Consider the following 22,454-nt stretch of genomic DNA (forward strand, 5'->3'; position numbering starts at 1 on the left):
TCGCCTACTCGCTCGTGGAGAGTTGCCCGGGCAACCAAGTGACCAGGTCGGGGACGAAGATGAGCAACACCACAAAGCCCAGCGCAACGAGCGCAAACGGTGTCACGCCGGCGAAGATCGTCACCAGCGAGATGTTCTTGCCCTGGTTCACCTCGCGTTCCTGGGCGATGCGGTGGAGGACGAAGGCGAGGATCCCCAGCGGCGGGGTCACCATGCCGATTTCCACCATGATCACCAAGAACACGCCGAACCAGATCATGTCCACGCCCATTTCCATCAAGGGCAGTGCCAGGATCGGCACGGTGAGGAGGATGATGGCCATGGTGTCCATGAACATGCCCAGGAGCAGGTAGAGCAGGACCAGCACCAGCAGGACCGCGGTCGTGCTCAGCCCCAGCCCGACGATCTGGTCCGTTAGTCCATTGGCCAGCCGGCTCAGCGTCACCACTCGTGTCAGGGCGTGGACGCCGATCAGCAGCAGGAAGATCCCGGCGGTGGAGATCGCTGACACGCCGACCACGTCGATGCAGTAACGGTAGAACGATCTCCACGTCCTCGGCTCTCCCGGCCGGGTCGCCCAGCCGAGGACGATGGCAACAATGGCCCCGACCGCCGCCGACTCGGTCGGCGTGAACACGCCGGAGGCAATGCCACCGATGACAATCACCGCCACCACGGCCAGGGGAATGGCCCGCGAGAGCGCCTTGAACTTTTCCGACCAGGACACGGTCAGCCCGGTCCGGGGGGCAATGTCCGGGCGAATGATACCTACCAGGAAGATGTAGAGGCAGAAAGCCACGGCCAAGGCGATGCCGGGGATGATTCCGGCCATCAGCTGCGCTCCGACCGAGGTCTGGGCCGCCCCGGCGTAGACAACCAGCAGGACACTGGGGGGAATGATCTGGCCGAGGGTGCCGGCCATCGCGGTCGACCCGATAGCAAATCCTGGTCGATACCCCGCACGGATCATCTCCGGGACCGAGACCCGGCCCAGGGCATGTGTCAAAGCGATGGTCGAGCCACTCGACGCGGCCAGGCCGGCTCCAGAAACCGTGGTGGTCAAAGCCAGACCTCCCGGGACGTTGCCCAGCCAGGCCTTGGCCGCCTCGAAAGCCCGCCCGGTCATCCCCGACTTCCAGAGGGCGGTGCCCATGAGGATGAAGGTCGGGATGACGCTCAGCTGCCATGAGGCTGTGGGCTCATAAACGGACTGCTCCAAGGTGGAGGCCACCGCCGAGATCCCGCCCAGGGCATACAGGCCCAGCGCGCCGGCGCCGAGCATCGCCAGCCCGATGTGCACCCCTGCCAGCATCAGCACGAGCATCAGCAGGACCGTGAGGAGCCCGACCGTTTCCCGTTCCAGCCCCCCGAACAGCAGGGCACCAGCAATGGCCAGCGCACCTGCATACAACAGGGCCACCCAGATCCAGGAGCGGCTCCGCCCAGGAGTTGCGCCCCCGCCGGATCGCGATGTCGGGAGGGCATCCGCCGGTACGGTCCCGCCGCCCGCTGCAGGTCGCGCCGGGCCGGTTTCAAGCTGGGGTGAGGTGACATTCTCAAGCATGAATACTGCCTTCCATTGCGGTCCGGTGCGAATCGCCGTCTCCCAGGTCCTCGGTCACGGCCTCGTCCGTGAGTGCGAGCTGGAGAAGGCGCGCCAGCGACTGGACGGTCAGCCACGCCCACGCCACCACGATCGCAACCTTGATCGGCCACACGGCCAGCAGGCCCGAGCCCATGGGCACGGCCTCGCGCATCGCCGCGGAATCCACGGCCAGCAGCACGGAGCTCCAGGTCATCACCGCGGAGATCACGACCACCAGCACTTGAGCGCCGACGACCTGCACCTTCCAGGGACGACCCGACAGGCCGTCCTCGACCAGCGTCACCCGCATGTGCTCATTGCGCCGCTCGGTGATCGCCATGGCGAAGAGCACCGTCAGCGGCATCATCCACCCGCTCACGTACTCCGTCACACCGACCAGCGCGGTCCCGACAGTGTTTCTCAGGACGACATCGAGGGCGACCAACACCATCATGGCCACCAGGGCGACACTGGACACCACGAGCAGCGCGCGGCTTCCCCGCCCGACCGCCTCGGCCAACTTGACCACCGAGCCACCTCGGAGTGCTTGTCGTTTCATCATCGCTCCGTTCCGCCGTGGGGCCGTCGGCCTACGACGAGGCGCCGTTCGACCCAATGACACCGGTCAGCTCTTCATGCCAGGCCGGGAAATCCTCAACGGACTCGGTGGCGACCTCACCGGCGTCGGCCAGGGCCACGTCCTGCTCGACTAGGTCGGCCCACTTCGCCATGGCGGCGTCCAGGTCCTTCCCCAGCGCCTGGGGCTCCGCGACACCCTGCGGGGCCCGCTCGGTCCAGGAGCCACTGTGCTCTTCCTGGAATTCGCCCAGCGCCTGGTTCATCTCGGTGACGTCATGGGTGGTGATCCCCAGTTCCTCCCGCCGGTCGAAGAACTCCTGCTGTGCCTGGATGTCTGCCTGCGTCCGGTTGACCGTGTAGTCCGTCATGCTGGTCTGGAGGGCGTCCTGGGCCTCCGTCGGCAGGTCCTTCCACGTGTCCAGATCCATGAGCACCACCAGTCCCATGTTGGCGCTGAAGGACGCCGGGTAGTACTCCTTGGCGACTTCGTTGAGCCCGTAGTCGTTGTACATGAAGGGGGCGCCGATCTGGCAGTCGATCACGCCGCGCTGAAGGGCCTCATAGGTCTCGCCCTGGGCGACATTGACGACCGTCATGCCGAGGGCTTCGGCTTCGGCGGCCCACACCGGACCGGGGGCCCGGACGCGGATGCCCTGCAGATTGGTCTGCGAGTCGAGTTCCCTGCTGCAGAGCATGTCGTACTTGCCGGCCACGGAGGTAGAGGCTAGGAATTTGACGCCCTGGGCTTCGAATTCCTTCTGGGCAGCTTCGCTGTTGAACATTTCGTTCATCACGCCGACAACCTGCAGCTGGTTGTGCGGGTAGGAGTCCAGGGGCGCAGACCCCTTCTCGTTTATCCAGTTCGCCACCGGCAGGGCCTGCGGCTGGTAGGTCACCACGGTGTAGGTCACGTCCGAGACCCCGTCAGCCGTGCCAGCCAGGGCATCGTCGCTCGTCAGAAGCGAGCTGGTCCAGTAGGGCTCCACAACGAGCTTGCCGCCGGTTTGCTCGTCGAGGCTGGAGATCCATTCCTGAACGGACTTGCCAGCCGGCGAGGCGGCGGAGGTCAGGTCGCTGTAGGTCAACGTTTCGGCCGGCATGTCCTCCAGGGACTGGGCCGGCTGACCGGCCCCGGCACCCGCGGAGCCGCAGGAAGTCAGGGCGAGAAGGCCTAGGGCGGCACCGGAGGCGACCAGGTGGCGGGTGATATTGCGGGGCATGGGGTCCTCGAATCGATGGGGGAACCGGTTCACAACGGGCCGACGAGCACTCGGCCTTGCCAAGAAAAGTGTGTCACAGTAGAACTGTTGCTTGTGACTCGAGACACAATACACACGGGCCATGGGCGAATCAACAGCTTGCCGGGGACTCCGGGGCGACAGCAGTACGCCCGACCTGGCTTCCACCTGACACAGAACGAGGAGGAGTTGTGACCGCAACTCAGACCGAGCAGTTGGCCATCATCCCGGACGAGATCGCCCGCCGGATCGTCTTGCCGGCAGGACACCTGGATGAGCAGGCCCTCTTCGATGCGTACGCTTGGCTCCGGCGCGAAGCACCCCTGGGCAAGGCGGAGGTGGACGGCTATGACCCCCTGTGGCTGGTCACCAAGCACGCCGACATCCTCGAGATCGAACGCCAGCCCGAGCTCTTCACCAACGGCGGCGGCCCCGACGCCCCCGGCACGCACAACCCGATCCTCAATACCAAGGCGGGTGACGCGTGGACCATGAAGGTCAATGGCAACCTGCGCCCCCTGGAGTCCCTGCAGATGATGGACCCGCCGGAGCACACCATCATCCGGGACATCGCCCAAGGTTGGTTCCGTCCGGTGGAGCTCAAGAAGTGGAACGACCGCATCCGGCAACTCGCCACCAAGGTGATCTCCCGGCACCTGTCCCGGGCACCAACGAGATCGACTTCTCCCGAGACTTCGCCTGGTACTACCCCCTGCACGTCATCATGACGCTGTTCGGGGTCCGCGAGGAAGATGAGCCGCTGATCATGCGACTGGCCCATGAGCGCTTCGGGGTCAACGACCCGGAGAACCGCCCGGCGGGACAGTCCGTGGACCCGGCCACCCTGGCCGCTCGGCTGAACGTGGCGAACATCAAGGAATTCGAGGCGTACTACACCGGCCTGGTCAACAGTCTCCGGGAAGAGCCGCAGGACAACTTGGCCAGTCTCATCGCGAACGCCCGCCAGCCCGACGGCGAGTACTACCCCATGAAGACCTGCATCGGTTACTACATCGCCATCTCCGGGGCCGGGCACGACACAACGTCGACGACCGCGGCAACGATCTTCGAACAGCTGGCCAAGCACCCCGAACAGCTCCGGGCCGTCCAGGACGACCCCTCCCTGATCCCCACGCTCATCCAGGAAGGCCTGCGATGGACGTCGCCGGTGAAGCACTTCGTCCATCAAGCGGCCGTCGACTACACCCTGCGCGGTGCCGAGATCAAGAAGGGCGACCGGCTCATGCTGCTGTTCCAGTCGGCCAACCGCGACGAGGAGGTCTTCGAGGCACCCGACGAATTCCGCCACGACCGCAAGCCCAACCCGCACATCGCCTTCGGCAGTGGACCCCATTCGTGCCTCGGGCAGCCCCTGGCGCGTCTGGAACTGCGGATCCTGCTCGAAGAGCTCCTGCCCAGGGTCCGCAACATCGAGCTGCTCGAGGGCCGCAAGGTGCTCCAGACCAACTTCGTCGGCGGCGTGAAATCCCTGCCGGTCCGCTTCGAACTCGTCGACTGAGTCGGCGGTCTTGGCCGTGGGGGTCCCCGTCCGCGCTCACGAATGGAATGCCACTGCGGCCCTGGTTTTCACCTGCCTGCTCGGTGCCCTGGTGCAGACCATCATCGTTTCCGTCCAGGCGGACCTGCCCCGGCTCCTCGATGCCAGTCGCGAGGAAACCGCCTGGGCGATCACGGCCACCATCACGACGGGGTGCGCCGTTGCCCCCGTGGCCGGACGGCTCGGTGACCTCTACGGGCATCGCCGAGTGATCGTGTCGCTTCTGGGCGTTTTCGTGGTGGGCTCAGTGGTCTGTGGGGTGGCGGAGTCGGTCTGGTCACTGATCGTCGGGCGCGCGCTGCAGGGCGCGGCGGTCGGGGTGATCCCGGTGGCTACGTCCATGCTGCGAAATGTGGTGTCCGGCCCGCGCCTGCCGTTGGCCTTCGCCGTGGTGGCGGGAACCATGGGCGTCGGTTCTGCCTTCGGTATCCCCCTCGGCGCTGTGCTGGCCACCCATGTCGACTGGAGGGTCATGTTCTGGCTCTGCTGTGTCCTCGGGTTGGGGTGCGTGGTGTGGATCCGATGGGGAGTGCCCGTCGATGGGCCCCGGCCTGACGGCCGCTTCGACGTGGTGGGCGCCGCGGGAAGCAGCCTGGGCGCCGTGGCCGTGTTGGTGGGCTTGTCCGGGCTGCTGGTGCAGGGCTGGGATGCGCCATCGACCGTGGTGCCGGCAGCGGTAGGCCTGGCGGTGCTAGGGCTGACCGGCGTGCATCTCTGGTATCACCGGGCACCCCTCATCAACGTTCGACTGGCATTGCGCCCCCGGCTGTTGCTGACAAACGTTGCGTCCGCTGCGGTCAACTTCGGCATGATGAGCATGCTGGTGTTCTTCCCGCAACTGCTGGTCCTGCCACCGGTGGTTGGCGGTCTGGGGCTTGGGGCCGGAGCGGCCAGTGCGATCATGGCGGCCAGTGGACTGGCTCAACTGTGCGTCACCCCGCTCTCGGCACGGTTGAGCCGGTCGCTGGACCCGGGGCGAATCCTGGCCCTGGCGGCCCTGCTTCTGACGCTGGCACTCGTGCTGGGGGTCGCGGCCGGAGCTCAGCTGTGGGCCGTTGTCCTGGTGCTGATCGCCGGTGGGGCGGCCATCGGCATCGCCCTCGCCGCCGTCCCGTTGGTGATCCATGACGCGGTGTCCCCCTCGGACATCGCGACGGCTCACGGGCTCAACGCCCAGATCCGCATGTTCGGCACGGCCGCTGCCGCGGCCGCCATCGGTGCCGTCCTGGCATCCCAGACGATCGCGGGTGCGCCGACCCCGGCCGGCTTCATCTGGGCCGGGCTCACCGCCGCGGCTGCCACCGGGGTCGGGGCCGGCCTCGGGTTCCTGATCCCGCGCCAAGCTCCGGAAAAATTGCCCCACGCCTCTTGAACAACTGTCTATAAAAGGCCAGCATAGTGATCTGTGGAACACTTCCACAGTTTCGGCGTCGCGGTCTTGCATCCCTTGGTACGCCCGAGATTTCCTGTGACATGGAAGGACCTATTCATGACCACTCCCACTCTCTTCTCCCCAACGGGAGAAGCCGCCGCGGACCTGCGGCGGTATGGGTCCTACATCGACGGTGCGTGGACCACCGCCGAGGACCGCGACCTGGTGGACGTCACCAATCCGGCCACCGAAGAGGCCATCGCTCAAGTGGGCGTGGCTAGCGTGGAGGACGTGGACCGGGCCGTGCTGGCCGCCCGCCGGGCCCATGACGTGGACGGCTGGGGGCAGACCACGCCGGCCGAGCGGAAGGCCGTTCTCGTCCGGTTCGCAGAGATCATGGAACGGCGCAAGCACGAACTGGTCGACTTGAACATCGCCGAGTGCGGCTCGGTGCGGTGGTTCGCCGAGGCCGGCCAGGTGGGTGGGGCCATCGCCCACCTGCGATCCACCATCGATGCCATGGACACGTTCGACTGGGAGCGGTCCTCTCAGGTTCACTTCGGCAATGGCATCGGCCAGGGGCAGATCGTTCGGGAGAGCTACGGTGTTGCGGCCCTGATCAGTGCCTACAACTTCCCCCTGTGGCTCAACATGACGAAGCTGGCCCCGGCCCTGGCGGCTGGCTGCTCGGTCATCCTCAAGCCGGCCACCGTCACTCCGCTGGAGGGCCTCATCCTGGCCGAGATCGGCGAGGAGGCCGGTCTTCCGGCAGGGGCCCTCAACGTCATCGTCGGCGGGCGCGTCCCGACGCAAGCCCTGACGACCCATGACGGCGTGGACATGGTCAGCTTCACCGGCTCGGACGCGGTCGGCTCGGAGATCTACCAGCAGGCGGCCGCCTCCATCAAGAAGGTCGTGCTCGAGCTGGGCGGCAAGAGCGCGAACATCGTGCTCGAGGACGCCGACCTGGACGCCGTGGCCGCCCAGGTGGTGACCCACACCATCATCCAGGCAGGCCAGGGATGTTCGTTGCTGATGCGGACGCTGGTCCACCGGTCCCGGTACGACGAGCTGGTGGAGAAGGTCGCCGCCGGCCTGGCCGCCGTCACGGTCGGTGACCCCACGGATCCGGCCACCCAGATGGGCCCTTTGATCTCGGCGGCGCAACGGGACAAGGTGGAGAGCCTCATCGCCGACGGCGTCGCCTCCGGGGCTCGACTGGTCACCGGCGGGGGCCGCCCCGCCCGCCTGGACCGCGGGTACTTCGTGGAACCGACACTGTTCGCCGACGTGGACAACAGCATGCGCATCGCTCGGGAAGAGATCTTCGGTCCCGTGAATGTCGTGATCGGCTTCGACACGGACGACGAGGCCGTCAGCATCGCCAACGACAGCCCCTATGGGCTCTCGGGGGCCGTCAACACGGCCGATCCCCGGCGCGCCTATGACATCGCCCGTCGGCTGCGTACCGGCGCCGTGGTCCTCAACGGCGGCGGCGGGGCCTTCCCGGATATCAGCATGCCGTTCGGCGGCTACAAGGCGAGCGGCATCGGCCGCGAGTACGGCGAATGGGGGCTGGAGGAGTACCTGCAGACCAAGTCCATCGGCTGGGCAGCGGCGCGCTGATCCTGGTGGTACAGCCGTAGGCCGGCGACCTCGCCCGGGTGCGGCGAGACCGAAAGGTCTCGCCGCACCCGGGCGAGGCGCCGACCGCCTACGGCCAGAGCGTGGAGAACCGCGCCGGGGCGAGATCGGTGCCGGCCGGGTAGACGCCGTTGAACATCTCGACCCCGCTGTCGGCCAATTGCAGAGGCACCTCCACCAGCTCCCGGCCGGCCGCTAGCGGGCGCTCGGCTGACCACCCGATGAGCTCTCGACGGGTGGTGTCGGGCCAAGACATCAGGTCGACGACACTGAGTTCCGTACCCGCGGCGCTGAGCTCCAGCCATGGATCCATGAGGATCAACAGCAGCATTCCGCCGTGGGCCTTCAAGCGCACCTGCCCGCCGAACTTGAGTCGGACACCGCCCTGGAGAAGGGCCTCGCGGGCCGTGAGGGGAAAGAGGAATGACCGCGAACCCGTATCGTGTCGCGCGCCGTCCCGGGCATCAATCGAAAAGTCCTCGATAGTGTCCAAGTACTGCAGGAAGCTGGCCTTGATGCTCCAACTGAGGCACTGGGCCGATTCCTCGGCAAGGGCGTCCTGCCTCGCGGTGGTGTTGGTCATGGCGTCGCGGCGTCCAGCTGGCGCAACCGGGGCGTCTTCCACGGATCGCTCGAGAAGTGGTCGCTGGACTGCTCCACCGCTTCGACGTCCCCCTGCCGCAGCGCATCGATCAGCGCCCGATGCTTGGTCTTCCACGTGTCCAGTGGTAGCTGCTCGAGCCAGTCCAGGGACTGGAGCCGGCACAGGCGGAACTCGTCGAGCATGTCAGCGAAGGCCTTGCTCAACCGGGGGCTGCCGGCCATGTCGACTACGGCTTGGTGGAAGTCGCAGTCCGCTTGGATCCGCACGGACCACGGTTCACCCTCGGGCATGCTCAGGATGCGTTCGATCGCCTCGTCGACGGCGGGCCCGGGCTTGGTCCCCGCCTTGAGGGCCGCCCGATAGGCCGATGCTTCCAGGCTCTCGCGGAGCAAGAGGATGTCGGTGTACTCCTCCCGGTCGAAGACCGGGACGGACCACCCCCGGTTCTCCCGGTACCGGAGCAGTCCCACGTTCTCCAGCCGCGACATCGCCGCACGAAGGGTATGCCTGGACACCTCCAGCTTTTTGGCCAGCGGAGCTTCCTTGATCCTCTCCCCCGGCGGAATGCTCCCGGCGAAAATGTCCTCCCGCAACCGGGCCTCGAGGGCGTCGACGACCGAGACGGTGTGGAGCCTCCCGGCATCCCGTACCGGTGTCCGCTCGATGGTCATAGTGGCCCCCGCCCCGCTCGACACTGCTCAATGCTTTCTTGTGCTACAGCTCTACAGTAGACCCCGCAGGGCATCTCAGTCAGGTTGGCGGGTTCCGCGATCGCAAGCCGCCTCACTCTCGGTCCTCCCGGAGCGCACTGATCCGGGCGCCCAGCGATTGAAGGACGAGCCGCCGGTCGCTGACGGCATTCACCACCCGAGCACCCGCCCCGATCCACCGGTCGAAGTCCTGACGCGCGTCCTCCAGGGTGGAGCCACGGTAGAGGGTGGCGAAGAGCGGTACCGAAGCCCTGCGGGCCGCGTCGACGATCCGGTCGATCTCCCGGGCCACTTCCGGGGCGCTATTGTCCCCGAAATGCCCCATCTCGTGGGCCAAGTCGAAGCTGCCCAGGAAAAGTGCATCGATGCCCTCTACGGAGAGGATCTCTTCCAGTGCGTCGACGCCCTCCTGGCTCTCCACGGCCACGGCCACGAACACGTTCTCGTCGGACCACTGCGCGAATTCCCGCCAGTCCGCGGTGAGGTGCCCGGCCGCGCGCACGCTCGGGCAGGCGCCCCGAGCCCCCTGCCCGCGGTTGCGCGTGTAGCGGGCCGCGCTCACGGCGGCGCGTGCCTGCCCGGGCGTGGCGACATGCGGCACGACGATGCCCAGGGCGCCGGCATCGAGGACCCGCTTGATCCATACCTCCTCGTTGGCCGGCACCCGCACCAGCGGCGTCAGGCCCACGGCCTCGGCCGCACGGATCATCGACACCACGGCATCGGTTCCGAAGGAGCCGTGCTCCCAGTCGATCATGACGTGGTCATAACCGGCCAGGCCCACCATCTCCACCAGTTCCGGGCTATTGGTCTGCACGTTCACCCCCACGGACGTCCCACCCTGGCGCAGGGCCCGCAACACGGCATTGGTTCGGCCCCGCTCACGCATGACCGACCCCCACGGCGTGGGCGCGTCGACGGGAGGCAATGCGGTGGGCCACAATCCGGCCGAACACCGCGCCCTTACCCAGGGAGGTACCCGTCATGTACGCGGCCCCGTGGAATCCCCCCGTCACCTCCCCGACGGCGTAGAGGCCCTCGATGACCTCGCCGGCGACGTCCGTGACCTCGCCATGGGGGGTGATGGTCAGCCCTCCGTAGGTAGTCGTCATCAGCGTCTTGGATGGGTAGGCGTAGAAGGGTGCCTTCGCCACGGGCACCAGGGCACCGACGCCATTGCACAGGTGCGTCCGCCCCACCTCATCGGGACGGCCATCGGCAATGCCGCCGTTGTACCGAGCGACGGTGTCCAGCAGTGCCTCCGGTGGAATGGACGCCATGCCCGCCAGGTCCTCCAGTGTGTCGGCCCTCCACAAGTGCCCGAGCTCTTCCAGCGTGTCCATGTCCTTCAGGGCAACACCCCGGTGCGATTTGGCCCGGACCTCCGCATCGAAGATCTGGAAGGCCACGGAACCGGGTTGGGCGAGCACGGCAGAGCCCAGGGTCTTGTAATCCAGCGACTCGTCGATGAAGCGCTGGCCGTGGGCGTTGACGATGATGCCGCCCATATAGAAGGACGTCAGCAGTTCCTGCCGGTCGTCCCGCGTGTCGGGATGGGAACCGAAGGTGCCGGAGATCGAAGACATGTCCGCCAGGCCGGCGCCCAACCGCCAGCCCATGAGGAGCCCGTCGCCGGTGTTGCCCAAGCCGCCGTAGGGGATGCCGTCCAATTGCTCGGGAGCGAAGACCCGGAGCAACTCGCGAGAACGCGAGAACCCGCCGGCGGCGATGACAATGCCCTCCCGGGCATCGAGCAAGAAGTGCCCCTCCGGTCCTTCAACCTCGACGGCGCTCACCCGCTGCGACTCATCGCGCCGTAGCCATCGAGCCCGGTGGCCGAACAGGGCCCGGCCGCCAGCGTCCAGGAAACTGGCGTACAGCCCCTCGAGGACCTCCCGGATCCTGGTGCTGTGGCCGCGTTGGACCGACTGGCCCGAGCTGATCTCGACCTCACCGAATTCGACCCCGTGATCCTTCAACCAGTCGTAGGTGGACAACTGGTGCTCCAGATAGGCGTCCACCAGGCGCGGGTCGTTGCGGTGCGCGCCGACGTTCATCAGGTCCTGGCGGAACTGGTCGAGTGAGTCCGCCACACCCTCCGCCTCCTGCTCCTGGGTTCCGGCGAAGGCGAACCATCCGCCGCTCATGGCGGAGGACCCGCCGATGGCGTCCATCTTCTCGAGGAGCACGACGTCCAGCCCCGATTCCGCAGCCGCGGTCGCGGCGGTGAGACCGGCGATGCCCGCCCCGATGACCACCAGGTCACACTCGTGGTTCACAGTCATGGCTTCTAGACATCCTTTCTGAAGGGTACGGGGAACTGGGCGCCCCACCGTGGGGCACCCCGGGTTCAGGGGGCCGGCGCTCCTCTGGGGCGCCGTCGCACTGAGAACACGAGGGGGATGAGGGAGGACAGCAGGCCTGCCACCAGCAGACCCCACCAAGCGGCGGGGTAACCGAGCTCGTCGACCGTCGCACCGAAGAGGACAGGTCCCCCGGCGAATCCGAGGAACGTGCTGGCGGTGACCACCCCGGAGACGAGGCCTACCCGTTCGGGTGGGAAGTACCGCAGAACGGCCGAGGACAGTACTACGGGCACCAAAGCGAACCCGGCACCGCAAAGCACCGCACCCGCCCAATAGGCCCACAAGGAATGGGCGCCCATGGACAGCAAAACCGCCCCACTGCTGGCCGCCAGGGCCAGGCCCAGCGCGACCATGAGGGTGAGCAGGTTGGTAAACCGATCGGCAACGAATCCCCAGCCGAACCGCGCGGCGAATCCAGCCACCCCCAAGGCCATGACGGCCAGCGATGCGACCGGAAGATCCAGCCCCAGCTCCTCAAGCCCGGTGGGCGGCAGGCCGAAGAGAACGGCCTGGAAACACACCCCGGTGAGCATTCCGTAGCCAAACATCATGGGTGTGAGGTGACGGGGACGGGCTGTGGCGGTCGCGCCGACAGAAGAGCGGGCCGGCCTGGTGGCGTCGGCGAGCGGACCGGTCGCCGTGCGCAGTGCCAGTACTGACGGCACCAGGAGCACCAAGACCCCCAGCGCGCCCGCCAACATGCCCTGGCGCCACCCCACGGAGGCTGCGGCCAGGGGTAAGGCCAGCCCCGCAGCCATCTGGGCGACCTGAACGCCTATCTGTTTGGTGGCGATCAAGCGTCCGCGGTGATCCACGTGGACGTAACGGGCCACTAGACCATTGGTGACCGAGGTGGACAGGGCCAATGCCGCGCCGCCGGTCGCCGCCGCCAGCAACAGTCCCGCCATGGACTGCGAGAGTCCTACCCCGCCAGCCCCAGCGCCGCGCAACCGTAGGTCGCGGCCACTCCCGTCTCGGGCGTCATGCGGTCCGCCAACCGACCGAGCGGTACGGAGCCCGCCGCCGTCGACAGGAAGACCGCCACCGCGAAGAGCCCGAGCCCGGCCATGGAGAGGCCGAGGTCGGCCCGGATGAGCGGGCCCAACGCGCTGACCCCGGAGGTCATCAACGCGGCCACCCCCATGGCGGACATCAGGGCGGCAGGGAAGGTGGCGCCGTGGAAGGACCACTGTCGCCGTCCGAAGCGGCCCTGGCCGGGAGAGCTCAAGTCAGCCGAACACCCCGCCATTGACATCAATGACCGCGCCGGTGATGAAGCTCGAGTCATCGGACGCCAAGAACGAGATGGTCGAGGCGAGTTCCTCCGGTCGACCCACACGGCGCAGCGGCACCGACTGGGCAAAGGCCTCGTGCAGATTCTGGGACGAGTCCAGCCCACTGACGTCAGACAATGGCGTCCGGATGCGTCCCGGGGCCACGGTGTTGGCTGTCACCCCCTCAGGCCCGCACTCACCGGCCAGGGTGCGGGTGAAGGCGATGACGGCGGCCTTGCTCGCCGAATAATGGGCACCGCTGATCGGCATGTACATCCGACCCGCGCGGGAGGCGACGTTGACAATCCTGCCCCATCCGCGCGCCCTCATGGGGCCCATGGCCCACTGGGACAGCAGGAAGGTCGCCGTGAGGTTCACGGCCATGACCTGGTTCCACTGCTCCAACGAAATCTCGTCGATGGGGACGTGGCTGCCGTCGGGGCGTTTGGGATGGATGCCGGCGTTGTTGACCAGGATGTCGACGGAGTCGTAGGTTTCCGCCATCCGGCGAGTGACACGTCCGATGTCGTCCATCGAGCTCAGGTCGGCGATCTCGGCATAGACGGGGGCCTCACCGGTGGACAGGTCCCGGGCGATATCCCCAGCCTGATCCGAACGATCGAGGATGACCACGGCGTGCCCATCTTGGTGCAATCGCTGGACGGTCGCCAGGCCAATGCCGCTGGCCCCGCCGGTCACCACGGCGGTCTTCCCGGTCCGCGGTCCGGTTATCTCCATCATGTTCCTCAGTCCCGTCTCCCTGGCACCGGTCACTCGGTGACGGCGATGGCTTTGGCCGGGCAGGCGCCGACAGCGCGGCGGACAGCCTCGTGCTGGCTTGCGTCCGGACGCTCCGACAGCAGGATCACCACCCCGTCCTCGTCGCGCTGGTCAAAGACCTCCATGGCCTCCATGACGCAGGCTCCGGCGGCAATGCACTTCTCCGTATCCACGGTCACTCTCATGGCACTCTCCTCTGTCCTTCTGAACTTTCTGTACTGTCACTGTTCGATGGTCTGGGTTTCCGCGGCCCGCAGCTCACGGCGGAACGGGATCAGGTGTTTGGCGGCGTTCTTCCCGATGACGGCGTCCAGCTTGCCGCCACGCTTCAACGTGGCCACGAGGCGGTTGGCCTCTGGGTCGTCGAGGACGATCTCCACCTCGGCGTCGGCATGGATGTAGCCGTAGGCCTGCCACTTCTCGTCGTACTGGTCGGTCCAGAAGAACGGCGGGTCCAAGGCCGGCACGGCATCTCCGGTCAGGACGGACGCCACCACCTGGGCCTGCTCCCCCGCACTGAGCCGGTGCTCGATCCGCCGGTTCTCCCCCAACCGGGGATGATGCCAATTGGACACATCGCCGACCGCGTAGACATCCTCGGCGGCCCGTCCCACGTGGTCACACACGACGCCGTTGGCGAGCTCCAGGCCCGCGCCCTCGAGCCAGCCCACCGCGGGGATGGTGCCGATGCCCACGAGGGCAGCGTCGGCACGCAGCGTCTGACCCTGCGACAGGGTCACCGAGGTGATCTCACCGTTCTCAACGTGCCATTGATCGACGACCTGGCCGAAGTGGAAGCGCACACCGCGGTCCACATGGGTGTCATGGATGCGCTCAGCCAGTTCCGCCGGGAACTTGCCCATCAGCGCGCTCGGGGCCGGTTCTACGACGTCTACGACGCAGCCCTTGGAGATGGCCGTGGCCGCGACCTCCAGGCCGATGAAGCCGGCCCCGACAACCAGCAGGTGGTTGCCGTCCACCAAGGCCCCGCGAAGTTTCAGTGCATCCTGATAGTCGCGGAGCGTGGAGACGCCACCGATCCCCTCGGCTGCGGGGAGCTGGCGTGCCTCGACACCGGTGGCGATGACCAGCGTGTCGTAAGGCACCGCCTCGCCATCGGACAGTTGGACCACCTTGTCCTGGAGGTCCAGGCCAACGGCGCGAACCCCGAGACGCAGATCGATGTTTCGCGCCGCGCAGGCATCCGCGGAGGCCAGCTCGACGAAATCGAACTCCCTGTCCCCGCCAGCAACTGCTTGGACAACGGGGGGCGGTCATACGGCGGGTGGGTCTCCGCACCCAGTAGGGTGATCTGGCCGGCCCAGTTCCGGTCGCGCAGCCCTTCCGCCACGGCGAGGCCGGCGGCGCCGGCTCCGACAATGACAATCCGGTTGTTCGTCATGGTTATTCCTTCTCCAGGGTCCAGGTGACCTTCAGGGTCTTGGGTCCGCGCATCAGCATTCGCTCACGCCAATTCGCGGGCTGGTCAACGGCCTCGAAGCTCGCGAAACGATTCAGCACCGCGTCGAGCACCTCACGGATCTCCATGCGGGCCAGCTGGTTGCCGGGGCAGGCATGGGAGCCGAAACCGAAGCGCAAGTGGGCGGGTTCGTCGCGACCGAAGTCCAGTGTGTGGGGGTCGCTGTAGACGCGCTCATCGAAGTTCGCGGGATGGACCACCGGATGGATCCCGTCGTCCTTCTTCACCACGACGCCGCCAATCTCCACGTCCTCCGTGGCGATCCGCACCCGGGTTCCGGTGCCCGCGGGGACCACACGCAAGAACTCCTCGATGGCCCGGGGCAGCACGTCCCGGTTCTCCTTGAGGTACCGAAAGCGCTCAGGGTCGTGGGCAAGCCAGTACAGGATGCCGCCGATGATCGACGCGGTTGAATCATGGCCGGCCGTCAGGAGCACGAAACCGACGCCGCCAAGCTCCTCGTCGTCCCAGATCCCACCGTCCATGTCGCCCAGCAACGCACTGATCAGATCTTCACCGGGCTCCGCACGCTTACGCGCGACCAAGTGGTCGAAATACTCATTGACCTTCATGATGTGCGCATTGGCCTGCTCTTCAGTGGTGATGCGCCCGTTCATGTGGTCCAGTGCAGCCTCGAGGAAGATGTCGGTCTCGTCCTCCGGAACCCCGAGCAGCTTGGAGATCACCGCCAGGGGAACATGCTCCACGAACTGGGTGATCAAGTCCGCCCCTTGGCCCCCGGCGATGAAGTCATCAAGGAAGCCCTCGATTAGGGTCCGTGATTCATCCCGCATGCCCATGACCCGACGGGCGGAGAGGTGACGGGCCAGTACGCGTCGACGGGCGATCTGCTCCGGGCCGTCCATCTTGTCGAACGCCATCCGGAAGGGCGGCTTGTGCCCCTCATTGAACCGGAGCCGGGGGTAGTCGTTGCCGCGGTGCTTCCAGACCACGAAGCGCTCATCGCTCATGACCTGCTGAACCTCGTCGTACCCAATGGCGATCCACGCCCGTCCCTTGCCGAAGGGCATGAGCGCCGGCACCACCGGACCGTGCTCGTGGCGCAGGGTCTCGAGGTCGGTCTCCAACTCGGAGGCCACAATCAAGTCCTGACGGGACTGCATGGGATAGGGCACCGGGAGGGTGGTGACCTTGGTTTTGACGGCCTGGTCGGACATGGTCGCCCTTTCGCTCGTGGGTTGAACTGTGTAACAGTTGAGCACAGTCCTTTATGTGATGCAAGCCTCAAAGAGAAGCGCACGCCCACCGACCCAGGAGACCCCATGACCACACTTCGAGAACGCCTCCGCGACGGCGGCGTCATCGCCCCGGGGGCCCACGACGCCCTGACGACCGTCCTGGCCCAGCGGGCCGGCTTCGACACCACCTACCTGTCCGGCTTCGCCTTCGAGGCGACCCAGCTGGGGGCACCGGACATGGCCGTCGCCACGATGAGCGAACTGGTCTCTCATGTGGCTCGCATCGTGTCCGCTACCGGAGCCGACGTGATTTGCGACATCGACACCGGCTTCGGCGGACCGAACAGCCTGCACCGCTCCGTGCGGGAATTCGCGCGAGCCGGAGCCGCCGCAGTGCAGATCGAGGATCAGGCCGAGCCGAAGCGGTGTCCATTCCTGTCGGGTCGGCGGGTCGTGGGGCGTGAGGCCGCTGCGGCTCGCATCCGCATCGCCGTTGAAGCCCGACGGGGCAGCGACCTGATGATCATCGCCCGCACCGACGCCGACGAGATCTCCACCGATGAAGTCATTGAGCGCTGCCAGCGCTTTTCTGCGGAAGGGGCCGACCTGGTGCTTCCGATGGTCAGAAATCTGGACGGGCGGCCCATCACCGGCCGGACACCGCAGGAGCGAATGGCCCTCTACGAGGACCTCGCCAGCCGGATTGGCAGCCCGATGGCCACGCTGGATCCGCCGCCGGGATTCACCGCCCAGGATCTCTTCGACGTCGGAGTCAGCCTGGTGATCCTGCCGCTGGCCTCCCTGGAGGCGGCCACGAGTGCCACGGCGGACTATTTTGAGGCACTGCGCGCCTCCGGCTCATCGGACGGTTACGCTACGGCGCACCCGGCGCGGCTGCCGGCGAACCTGGAGATGATGGAGGCGCTAGGCGTGGAGGAGTACCTGGCCCGGGACGCCCTCGTGCCCGAAGCTCATGCCTAACGGAGCCGATACATCCACTCGGGCAACAGGTCGACGAGATGTCGGGTGACGTCGTCCTCGCTCGCCTCGATCCGGCCCAGGACCCACTCGGAGATTAACGTGGCCCATCCCCCCGCCATGAACAGGGATGCCATTTGCGCGTTGACGCCATCCGGGGTCTGGGCGTCGCCGACGATGTGTCGGTGCAGTTCATCCGCCAAGGCCTCCACCAGCGGGTGAGTGCTCTGCAGGGAGGTTGGTAGAGCGAAAACCGCGGCGTAGAAGGTCCGGTATTCCGCATAGTGGGCGACCACCATCCGCATGGCCTGGGCAATGCTCTCTCGCCGGGACAAGAACGCCTCGTCGGGATCGTGGTGTGCCCGCTCGCGTTCCCATCCGGCGATGTCGTGGACGATCGTCGTCTGCAGCTCACCGGCCAGCTCTTCGAGGCCGCTGTAGTGCGTGTAAAAGGTGCCACGGCTGATCCCGGCCTCACGCACCAGGGCGCTGACGGTGACATCGGCATCCCGCTGCGCCATCCGGCCAAGGGCGTCGATCATCCCCTGGCGGGTCCGCAACGCCCGCGCATCCGTCGAGTCACGCAGTACCACGCGCCGCGCGCTGATATTGGCGGAACCGCTCTGGGCTGTCACCCCTCCAGACTAGCCGCCCGGTTTGTTGACACCTGTTCATTAATGGTGGACGCTGTGACCCGAAACACGTCAACGGAAGGATGGCTGGATGCCATGACCCACTTGCCACGTCAGTTCGACTTCATCGTCGTCGGGGCCGGATCCGCCGGATCCGTCGTTGCCTCCCGGCTCTCCGAGGATCCCCGCAACCAAGTCCTCCTGCTCGAGGCGGGGCCGGAGGACAAGAGCCTGTGGTCCCGGATCCCGCTGGGTTTCGCGAAGATCATCTTTAACCACCGGTACACGTCCTGGGACTATCAGACGGAGCCCGAAAAGCACCTGAAGGGGCGCCGGTACGCGCTGCCGTACGGGCGAATGGTGGGCGGCTCCAGCGCCATCAACGGCCTGGTGCATGTGCGCGGGACGAAGAGCGACTACCGGGCCTGGGTGGACGCGGGCGCCGACGGCTGGGCGTGGGAGGACGTCCTACCCTTCCACCGGCGCTACGAGGCCGACCACCGCGGGGAATCGGCGGTCCACGGGGGCAACGGTCCCATCGGGATCGAGCGTGCCCGCTGGAAGAATCCTCTGGCCGACGCCTACATCGACGCAGCCTCACGGGTGCTCGGCACCGGCAAGCACGTGGACTTCAACTCGGGTGAGCCGGAAGGCTCCGGCTACTGGGACTTGGCGACCCGCCGCGGCGTCCGGACCTCGACCTCCCAGACGTTCCTGAAGGACGCGCGCAAGCGTAAGAACCTGACCGTCGTGACCGAGGCGAACGTCACCAAGGTGACGTTCGAGGGTAAGCGGGCGACCGGCGTCGTCTACCGCAAGGACGGCCAGGAATTCAAGGTAACGGCATCCCGCGAGATCGTCCTGAGCGCGGGCGCGCTACGCACCCCGCACCTGCTGCAGCTCTCCGGTATCGGACCGGCCGCCCTGCTGAAGCAACACGGCATTGAGGTAGTGCACGAACTGAAGGGCGTGGGCGAGGGACTCATGGACCACGTCCAGGTGGGCCGCAAGTTCGTCACGAACAGCAAAGACACGTTCAACAAGGTGATGCGCAGCCCGGTGCAGCAGGGCCTCAATGGGATTCGGTATTTCGCCGGCGACCGCACCGGTCCCCTGACGATCGGTGCCTCCCTGGCCGGTTCCTACCTCAAGACGGACGCCTCCGCCGAGGACCCCGACCTGCAATTGCACTTCCTGCCGTTCATGCCCGGGGACAAGGGGTGGGACCTGGCCGACTTCTCCGGCTTCCGGCTGGGCATGTACCAGGGACGGCCGAAGAGCCGGGGACATGTGCGATTGACGTCACCTAACCCGGAAGACAGCCCCGAGTACGTGTTCAATCACCTCGCCGAAGAGGAAGACCGCCGCGTGCTGCTGGCGGGCATGCGGATCGCGCAGAAGATCGCCGCTGCCATGCCGGCCGAGTTTGGGGTCAAGGAAATCGCCCCCGGTCCCGAGGGTGACTCGGACGCGGGCCTGATGGACTACATCCAAGACAACGGTGACACGGCGTTCCACTACGCCGGATCGGCCAGGATGGGCCAGGACGAATTGTCCGTGGTGGATCCCGAACTGCGCGTCCATGGGGTCCAGGGCCTGCGCGTGGTCGATGCCTCCGTGATGCCCGGTCAGATGACGGCGAACATCCACGCCGCCGTGCTGATGATCGGTGAACGGGGGGCGGAGTTCATCAAGAACTCCTAGAGCGCCCGGACGGTCAGCAAGGGGCGGACCGACGCCGCGCAGCGTCGGTCCGCCCGTGGTCGCGGCAGGCATTGTTCCGCGTCTGATACCGCATCGGGGTTTTAGGCAAAGCCCTACCGTGAGGCTCGCTGTTCGTAGTAGTCCATGGAGGCGGTGACGTCCTGGCCGTAGGACTGGGTGCTGTAGTGCTGGAGCTCGACCAGGGCCGGGGGCAGCCCGGACGTGGAGAGCACCGCCCGGCCCCGGGGCAGGGCGGCCAGGTCGTTGACGTCCAAGAGGCGTTCGCGCTGGATGGCGGTGGACACGGACCGGCCGCCCTTCTGGGTGGAGGTGGTGCGGCGGGTGACGTCGTGGTCGCCGATGAGCTGGGACAAGAACGGCAGGAACGCCGAGTCGGAGAGTCCGGAGCCGGCGACGCGGATGTTCGCGGCACTCCAGAGTTTCTTCATGCCTTTCTCGCCGAAGGCTTCCAGGCCTTGGTCCCAGCCCTGGAAGAAGGAGGACAGCACGATCCCGCGGGAGCCGTAGTGGGAGTACACGTCGGGCAGCTGCCGCCACCGGACGACGTTGGCGACCTCGTCGAGGACCCCGGTCATCGGTGGGGAGAGTCGGCCGCCGGGTTGGCGGGCGGCGATTTCCTCGGCCTCGGTGAGCACGGCCACGGCCAGGGCGCCGGCGATGGCGCGGGTGGACCCGGCGCCTTCCTTGGAGATCAGGTACAGGGTGTCCGTGGAGGTGGCGAAGCGCTTGGGGTCGAACTCGGCGCGGCCGAGGACCCCGGTGTCCCGCACCCAGGGCACCACCCGGTCGTAGGACAGCACGTTGACCCAGGGGCGCATGGTCCCGTAGACGCCGTCACGCTGCTTCGGGGTCAGCTGCTGGATCTTGGCCAGGGACGCGGCCACCGCGTCCTGGCCGTGCTCGAGCAACAGGTCCCGGGGGGTCTTGTCCTCGGGGGCCTGGGCCCAGGCGAACACGTCCGTGATGGGCCGGTCAGCGAGAGTCGCTATCTATAGCGTCCTGGTTCGTCGGAGCACGTTTTCAGCGTGGCGGATCAGTGGATCGTCGACCATGGTCCCGCGGAAGCTTGCTGCCCCACGTGATTCGTTGACTGCTGCAAGCAGCTCGCGTGCGTACCGTATCTCCTCCGGGGTGGGCGCGTATGCTTCCCGAACGATCTCGCACTGTGTCGGGTGGATACATGCTTTGAGGGTGAAGCCGCTGCCGGAAGCGTCGCGTGCTTCTTCGGCGAGGCCTACAGTGTCGGAATAGTTCGTATAGATCGAGTCGATGCTGGCCTTTCCGCAAGCAGCGGCATGCAACAGGACTGTGCCTCGGGCCGCCCGCGCCACATCGCGATAGCGGCCGTCCGGCAAGCGGGACGATAAGCCGCCGATGGAGGCAAGGAGGTCTTCGGCGCCCCACATCATGGCCACAACGGCGGGATGACGTGCGATGTCTAAGGACCGGGCCACTCCGGCGGCCGACTCGCAGAGTGCGACGACCGCGACTTCAGGCAGCTCAGCGATAAGGCGGTCGACATCCTCCGGGGACTCGGTTTTTGGCAACATCACTGCCCGCACGGGCGTGGATCGGAGGGTCTCCATGTCGTCGACGAAGAAATCACTCGATGGGGAGTTGACGCGCACGATGAAGCGCACCGGGTCTGTCGTCAGGATGGAGTGATTCCTCGGGTCCTCGCACCATTCGCGCAGGTGGTCGCGGGCCGCTTGCTTTTGTTCGGGGGTGACAGCGTCTTCGAGGTCGACAATCACCGAGTCGGCCCGTTCCAGTGCCTTGCGATAGCGGTCGGGTCGGTCGGCGGGGCAGAACAGAATGGCTGGGCCGGCGAGAGCGCTCTTCGAGGGGATCACGGGGTCGCCCCCAAGGATTCGTACTCTTGCCGGTCGGTCGGGCGGTTGGAAGCCGGCGCGTGGGTCGACTGCCACATGAGGGTGTTGCGTGTACACCGGGCCACGACAGTGCCGTCTTGATTCCTCATCGTGTGGGCAAAAGTGACGATGCCTTGACCTGGGCGGGATGCTGAGGGGCGCTTGCCCTTGATGAGAGTCTCAGCGTAGAGGGTGTCGCCTACGTATACCGGGGCGGGGAACTCGACGGTGTCAAACCCTAGGTTGGCAACGATTGTCCCTTGCGTCAGCTGGGCCACCGACAGTCCCACAAGGGTGGAGAGGGTCATCATCGAGTTGACCAGCGGTTGGCCGAACGACTGCGCTGAGGACCAGTGGGCGTCCAGGTGCAGGGACTGTGTATTCATGGTGGTGGTGGTGAACAGGATGTTGTCCGCCTCGGAGATGGTTCGTCCGGGTGAGTGGTAATAGGTAGCTCCTACCTCGAACTCCTCCAGGTAGAGTCCTCGCTGCTCTAGCCTGTCGGCGCTTCTTGGCTCCAAGCGGTCATTCATTCTCGGTTCCCTTCCCTGCTGCTCTGCTGACGGACATGCTGCGAAACGTGGTTGACATCACAATCGCCTCGTCCATAGTGTTGCATATACGAACCCACTGACGCATATGCGGAAGCGAGACATTATGGACAGCAGGTCCACGACGACTACGTCGAGAAGAATCCGCTCTCGGCCAGCGGCTGTGACCGGTCTCCTTGTGGGAGCGCTGGCGCTTACGGCCTGTGCTCCGGAAGGTGCCCTGGTCTCTCAGGAGGCCACGCGGGCGGATACATCCATCCGCTTGGCAGATTCCTACTCGACCGCTCATCCTTTCGCCCGGCATGGGG

At 66.5% G+C, this 22,454-nt stretch carries 21 protein-coding genes and 2 pseudogenes; 5 read left to right on the forward strand and 18 right to left on the reverse strand.

The window, feature by feature from the left end:
* Positions 1–4: 4 nt before the first annotated feature.
* From E7744_RS14775 to dctP, 3 genes are all read right to left on the reverse strand, one after another.
* A complete protein-coding gene (locus E7744_RS14775; protein WP_137775119.1) occupies positions 5–1,564 on the reverse strand; it encodes a TRAP transporter large permease in 1,560 nt (519 codons plus the stop codon).
* On the reverse strand, positions 1,557–2,114 hold the full coding sequence (locus E7744_RS14780) for a TRAP transporter small permease subunit (RefSeq protein WP_168199873.1): 558 nt from the start codon (positions 2,112–2,114) through the stop codon (positions 1,557–1,559). The genes E7744_RS14775 and E7744_RS14780 overlap by 8 nt, the downstream gene beginning before the upstream one ends.
* A gap of 61 nt (positions 2,115–2,175) precedes the next feature.
* Positions 2,176–3,384, reverse strand: a complete 1,209-nt coding sequence (gene dctP, locus E7744_RS14785) for a TRAP transporter substrate-binding protein DctP (protein ID WP_137775121.1) — start codon at positions 3,382–3,384, stop codon at positions 2,176–2,178.
* Positions 3,385–3,593: 209 nt separating this feature from the next.
* On the opposite strand from dctP, the pseudogene E7744_RS14790 reads away from it, so the two are divergent.
* The 3 genes and pseudogenes from E7744_RS14790 to E7744_RS14800 all read left to right on the forward strand — a co-directional run bounded on the left by E7744_RS14790 (position 3,594) and on the right by E7744_RS14800 (position 7,958).
* A pseudogene (locus E7744_RS14790) lies at positions 3,594–4,921 on the forward strand (cytochrome P450).
* Between the two features lie 91 nt (positions 4,922–5,012).
* Positions 5,013–6,332 carry an MFS transporter gene (locus E7744_RS14795; protein ID WP_168199874.1) on the forward strand — a complete coding sequence of 440 codons (1,320 nt, stop codon included), beginning with the start codon at positions 5,013–5,015 and terminating at the stop codon, positions 6,330–6,332.
* A 117-nt stretch (positions 6,333–6,449) separates the two neighbouring features.
* The gene (locus tag E7744_RS14800; RefSeq protein ID WP_138424645.1) at positions 6,450–7,958 is read left to right on the forward strand and encodes an aldehyde dehydrogenase family protein; all 1,509 of its coding nucleotides are present in this window, start codon (positions 6,450–6,452) and stop codon (positions 7,956–7,958) included.
* 88 nt (positions 7,959–8,046) lie between these two features.
* On the opposite strand, the gene E7744_RS14805 is transcribed toward E7744_RS14800, so the two are convergent.
* The 11 genes and pseudogenes from E7744_RS14805 to E7744_RS14850 form a co-directional block, all read right to left on the reverse strand.
* The gene (locus E7744_RS14805; RefSeq protein ID WP_137775123.1) at positions 8,047–8,559 is read right to left on the reverse strand and encodes an HtaA domain-containing protein; all 513 of its coding nucleotides are present in this window, start codon (positions 8,557–8,559) and stop codon (positions 8,047–8,049) included.
* Positions 8,556–9,251 (reverse strand): GntR family transcriptional regulator, encoded by a 696-nt coding sequence (locus tag E7744_RS14810; protein WP_137775124.1) that lies wholly within the window; start codon positions 9,249–9,251, stop codon positions 8,556–8,558. Before E7744_RS14810 ends, E7744_RS14805 begins: the two co-directional genes overlap by 4 nt.
* Before the next feature lie 112 nt (positions 9,252–9,363).
* The gene (locus E7744_RS14815; RefSeq protein ID WP_246858703.1) at positions 9,364–10,113 is read right to left on the reverse strand and encodes an HpcH/HpaI aldolase/citrate lyase family protein; all 750 of its coding nucleotides are present in this window, start codon (positions 10,111–10,113) and stop codon (positions 9,364–9,366) included.
* A 58-nt stretch (positions 10,114–10,171) separates the two neighbouring features.
* The gene (locus E7744_RS14820) at positions 10,172–11,575 is read right to left on the reverse strand and encodes an FAD-dependent oxidoreductase (protein ID WP_137775126.1); all 1,404 of its coding nucleotides are present in this window, start codon (positions 11,573–11,575) and stop codon (positions 10,172–10,174) included.
* Positions 11,576–11,640: 65 nt separating this feature from the next.
* Positions 11,641–12,564 (reverse strand): MFS transporter, encoded by a 924-nt coding sequence (locus E7744_RS14825; protein ID WP_137775127.1) that lies wholly within the window; start codon positions 12,562–12,564, stop codon positions 11,641–11,643.
* Between the two features lie 14 nt (positions 12,565–12,578).
* Positions 12,579–12,809, reverse strand: coding sequence for an MFS transporter (locus tag E7744_RS14830; RefSeq protein ID WP_137775128.1), 231 nt, complete (start codon positions 12,807–12,809; stop codon positions 12,579–12,581).
* Between the two features lie 76 nt (positions 12,810–12,885).
* Positions 12,886–13,671 carry an SDR family NAD(P)-dependent oxidoreductase gene (locus tag E7744_RS14835; RefSeq protein ID WP_246858704.1) on the reverse strand — a complete coding sequence of 262 codons (786 nt, stop codon included), beginning with the start codon at positions 13,669–13,671 and terminating at the stop codon, positions 12,886–12,888.
* Positions 13,672–13,700: 29 nt separating this feature from the next.
* Complete coding sequence (locus tag E7744_RS14840; RefSeq protein ID WP_137775129.1) at positions 13,701–13,895, reverse strand: ferredoxin; 195 nt, start codon at positions 13,893–13,895, stop codon at positions 13,701–13,703.
* A gap of 36 nt (positions 13,896–13,931) precedes the next feature.
* The gene (locus E7744_RS16420; RefSeq protein ID WP_256376045.1) at positions 13,932–14,843 is read right to left on the reverse strand and encodes an NAD(P)/FAD-dependent oxidoreductase; all 912 of its coding nucleotides are present in this window, start codon (positions 14,841–14,843) and stop codon (positions 13,932–13,934) included.
* 167 nt (positions 14,844–15,010) lie between these two features.
* Positions 15,011–15,112 (reverse strand): annotated as a pseudogene (locus tag E7744_RS16425) (hypothetical protein); the annotation flags it as partial.
* 2 nt (positions 15,113–15,114) lie between these two features.
* The gene (locus E7744_RS14850; RefSeq protein WP_137775130.1) at positions 15,115–16,368 is read right to left on the reverse strand and encodes a cytochrome P450; all 1,254 of its coding nucleotides are present in this window, start codon (positions 16,366–16,368) and stop codon (positions 15,115–15,117) included.
* Positions 16,369–16,473: 105 nt separating this feature from the next.
* Between E7744_RS14850 and E7744_RS14855 the strand changes: the two genes are divergently transcribed.
* The gene (locus E7744_RS14855) at positions 16,474–17,370 is read left to right on the forward strand and encodes an oxaloacetate decarboxylase (protein WP_137775131.1); all 897 of its coding nucleotides are present in this window, start codon (positions 16,474–16,476) and stop codon (positions 17,368–17,370) included.
* Here E7744_RS14855 and E7744_RS14860 read toward each other — a convergent pair.
* Complete coding sequence (locus E7744_RS14860) at positions 17,367–18,002, reverse strand: TetR/AcrR family transcriptional regulator (protein WP_246858705.1); 636 nt, start codon at positions 18,000–18,002, stop codon at positions 17,367–17,369. The two genes, E7744_RS14855 and E7744_RS14860, sit on opposite strands and share 4 nt — an antisense overlap.
* A 93-nt stretch (positions 18,003–18,095) precedes the next feature.
* Between E7744_RS14860 and E7744_RS14865 the strand changes: the two genes are divergently transcribed.
* Positions 18,096–19,703 carry a GMC family oxidoreductase gene (locus E7744_RS14865; protein ID WP_137775132.1) on the forward strand — a complete coding sequence of 536 codons (1,608 nt, stop codon included), beginning with the start codon at positions 18,096–18,098 and terminating at the stop codon, positions 19,701–19,703.
* A 113-nt stretch (positions 19,704–19,816) separates the two neighbouring features.
* Here E7744_RS14865 and E7744_RS14870 read toward each other — a convergent pair whose 3' ends face one another.
* From E7744_RS14870 to E7744_RS14880, 3 genes are read right to left on the reverse strand one after another with little or no spacing between them, the layout of a single operon-like run.
* On the reverse strand, positions 19,817–20,680 hold the full coding sequence (locus E7744_RS14870) for a type IV secretory system conjugative DNA transfer family protein (RefSeq protein WP_246858706.1): 864 nt from the start codon (positions 20,678–20,680) through the stop codon (positions 19,817–19,819).
* A 33-nt stretch (positions 20,681–20,713) separates the two neighbouring features.
* A complete protein-coding gene (locus E7744_RS14875; protein ID WP_137775134.1) occupies positions 20,714–21,577 on the reverse strand; it encodes a CoA ester lyase in 864 nt (287 codons plus the stop codon).
* The gene (locus E7744_RS14880; protein ID WP_137775135.1) at positions 21,574–22,128 is read right to left on the reverse strand and encodes a MaoC family dehydratase; all 555 of its coding nucleotides are present in this window, start codon (positions 22,126–22,128) and stop codon (positions 21,574–21,576) included. Before E7744_RS14880 ends, E7744_RS14875 begins: the two co-directional genes overlap by 4 nt.
* Positions 22,129–22,454: the final 326 nt, after the last annotated feature.

It is taken from the genome of Citricoccus sp. SGAir0253 (assembly GCF_005877055.1).
GTDB lineage: Bacteria > Actinomycetota > Actinomycetes > Actinomycetales > Micrococcaceae > Citricoccus.

Coding starts and splice junctions, on each gene's coding strand:
- E7744_RS14775 (WP_137775119.1), bottom strand. CDS start 1,564: ATGCTTGAGAATGTCACCTCACCCCAGCTTGAAACCGGCCCGGCGCGA.
- dctP (WP_137775121.1), bottom strand. CDS start 3,384: ATGCCCCGCAATATCACCCGCCACCTGGTCGCCTCCGGTGCCGCCCTA.
- E7744_RS14800 (WP_138424645.1), top strand. CDS start 6,450: ATGACCACTCCCACTCTCTTCTCCCCAACGGGAGAAGCCGCCGCGGAC.
- E7744_RS14805 (WP_137775123.1), bottom strand. CDS start 8,559: ATGACCAACACCACCGCGAGGCAGGACGCCCTTGCCGAGGAATCGGCC.
- E7744_RS14810 (WP_137775124.1), bottom strand. CDS start 9,251: ATGACCATCGAGCGGACACCGGTACGGGATGCCGGGAGGCTCCACACC.
- E7744_RS14820 (WP_137775126.1), bottom strand. CDS start 11,575: ATGACTGTGAACCACGAGTGTGACCTGGTGGTCATCGGGGCGGGCATC.
- E7744_RS14825 (WP_137775127.1), bottom strand. CDS start 12,564: ATGGCGGGACTGTTGCTGGCGGCGGCGACCGGCGGCGCGGCATTGGCC.
- E7744_RS14830 (WP_137775128.1), bottom strand. CDS start 12,809: ATGTCCGCCATGGGGGTGGCCGCGTTGATGACCTCCGGGGTCAGCGCG.
- E7744_RS14835 (WP_246858704.1), bottom strand. CDS start 13,671: ATGATGGAGATAACCGGACCGCGGACCGGGAAGACCGCCGTGGTGACC.
- E7744_RS14840 (WP_137775129.1), bottom strand. CDS start 13,895: ATGAGAGTGACCGTGGATACGGAGAAGTGCATTGCCGCCGGAGCCTGC.
- E7744_RS14850 (WP_137775130.1), bottom strand. CDS start 16,368: ATGTCCGACCAGGCCGTCAAAACCAAGGTCACCACCCTCCCGGTGCCC.
- E7744_RS14855 (WP_137775131.1), top strand. CDS start 16,474: ATGACCACACTTCGAGAACGCCTCCGCGACGGCGGCGTCATCGCCCCG.
- E7744_RS14865 (WP_137775132.1), top strand. CDS start 18,096: ATGACCCACTTGCCACGTCAGTTCGACTTCATCGTCGTCGGGGCCGGA.
- E7744_RS14880 (WP_137775135.1), bottom strand. CDS start 22,128: ATGAATGACCGCTTGGAGCCAAGAAGCGCCGACAGGCTAGAGCAGCGA.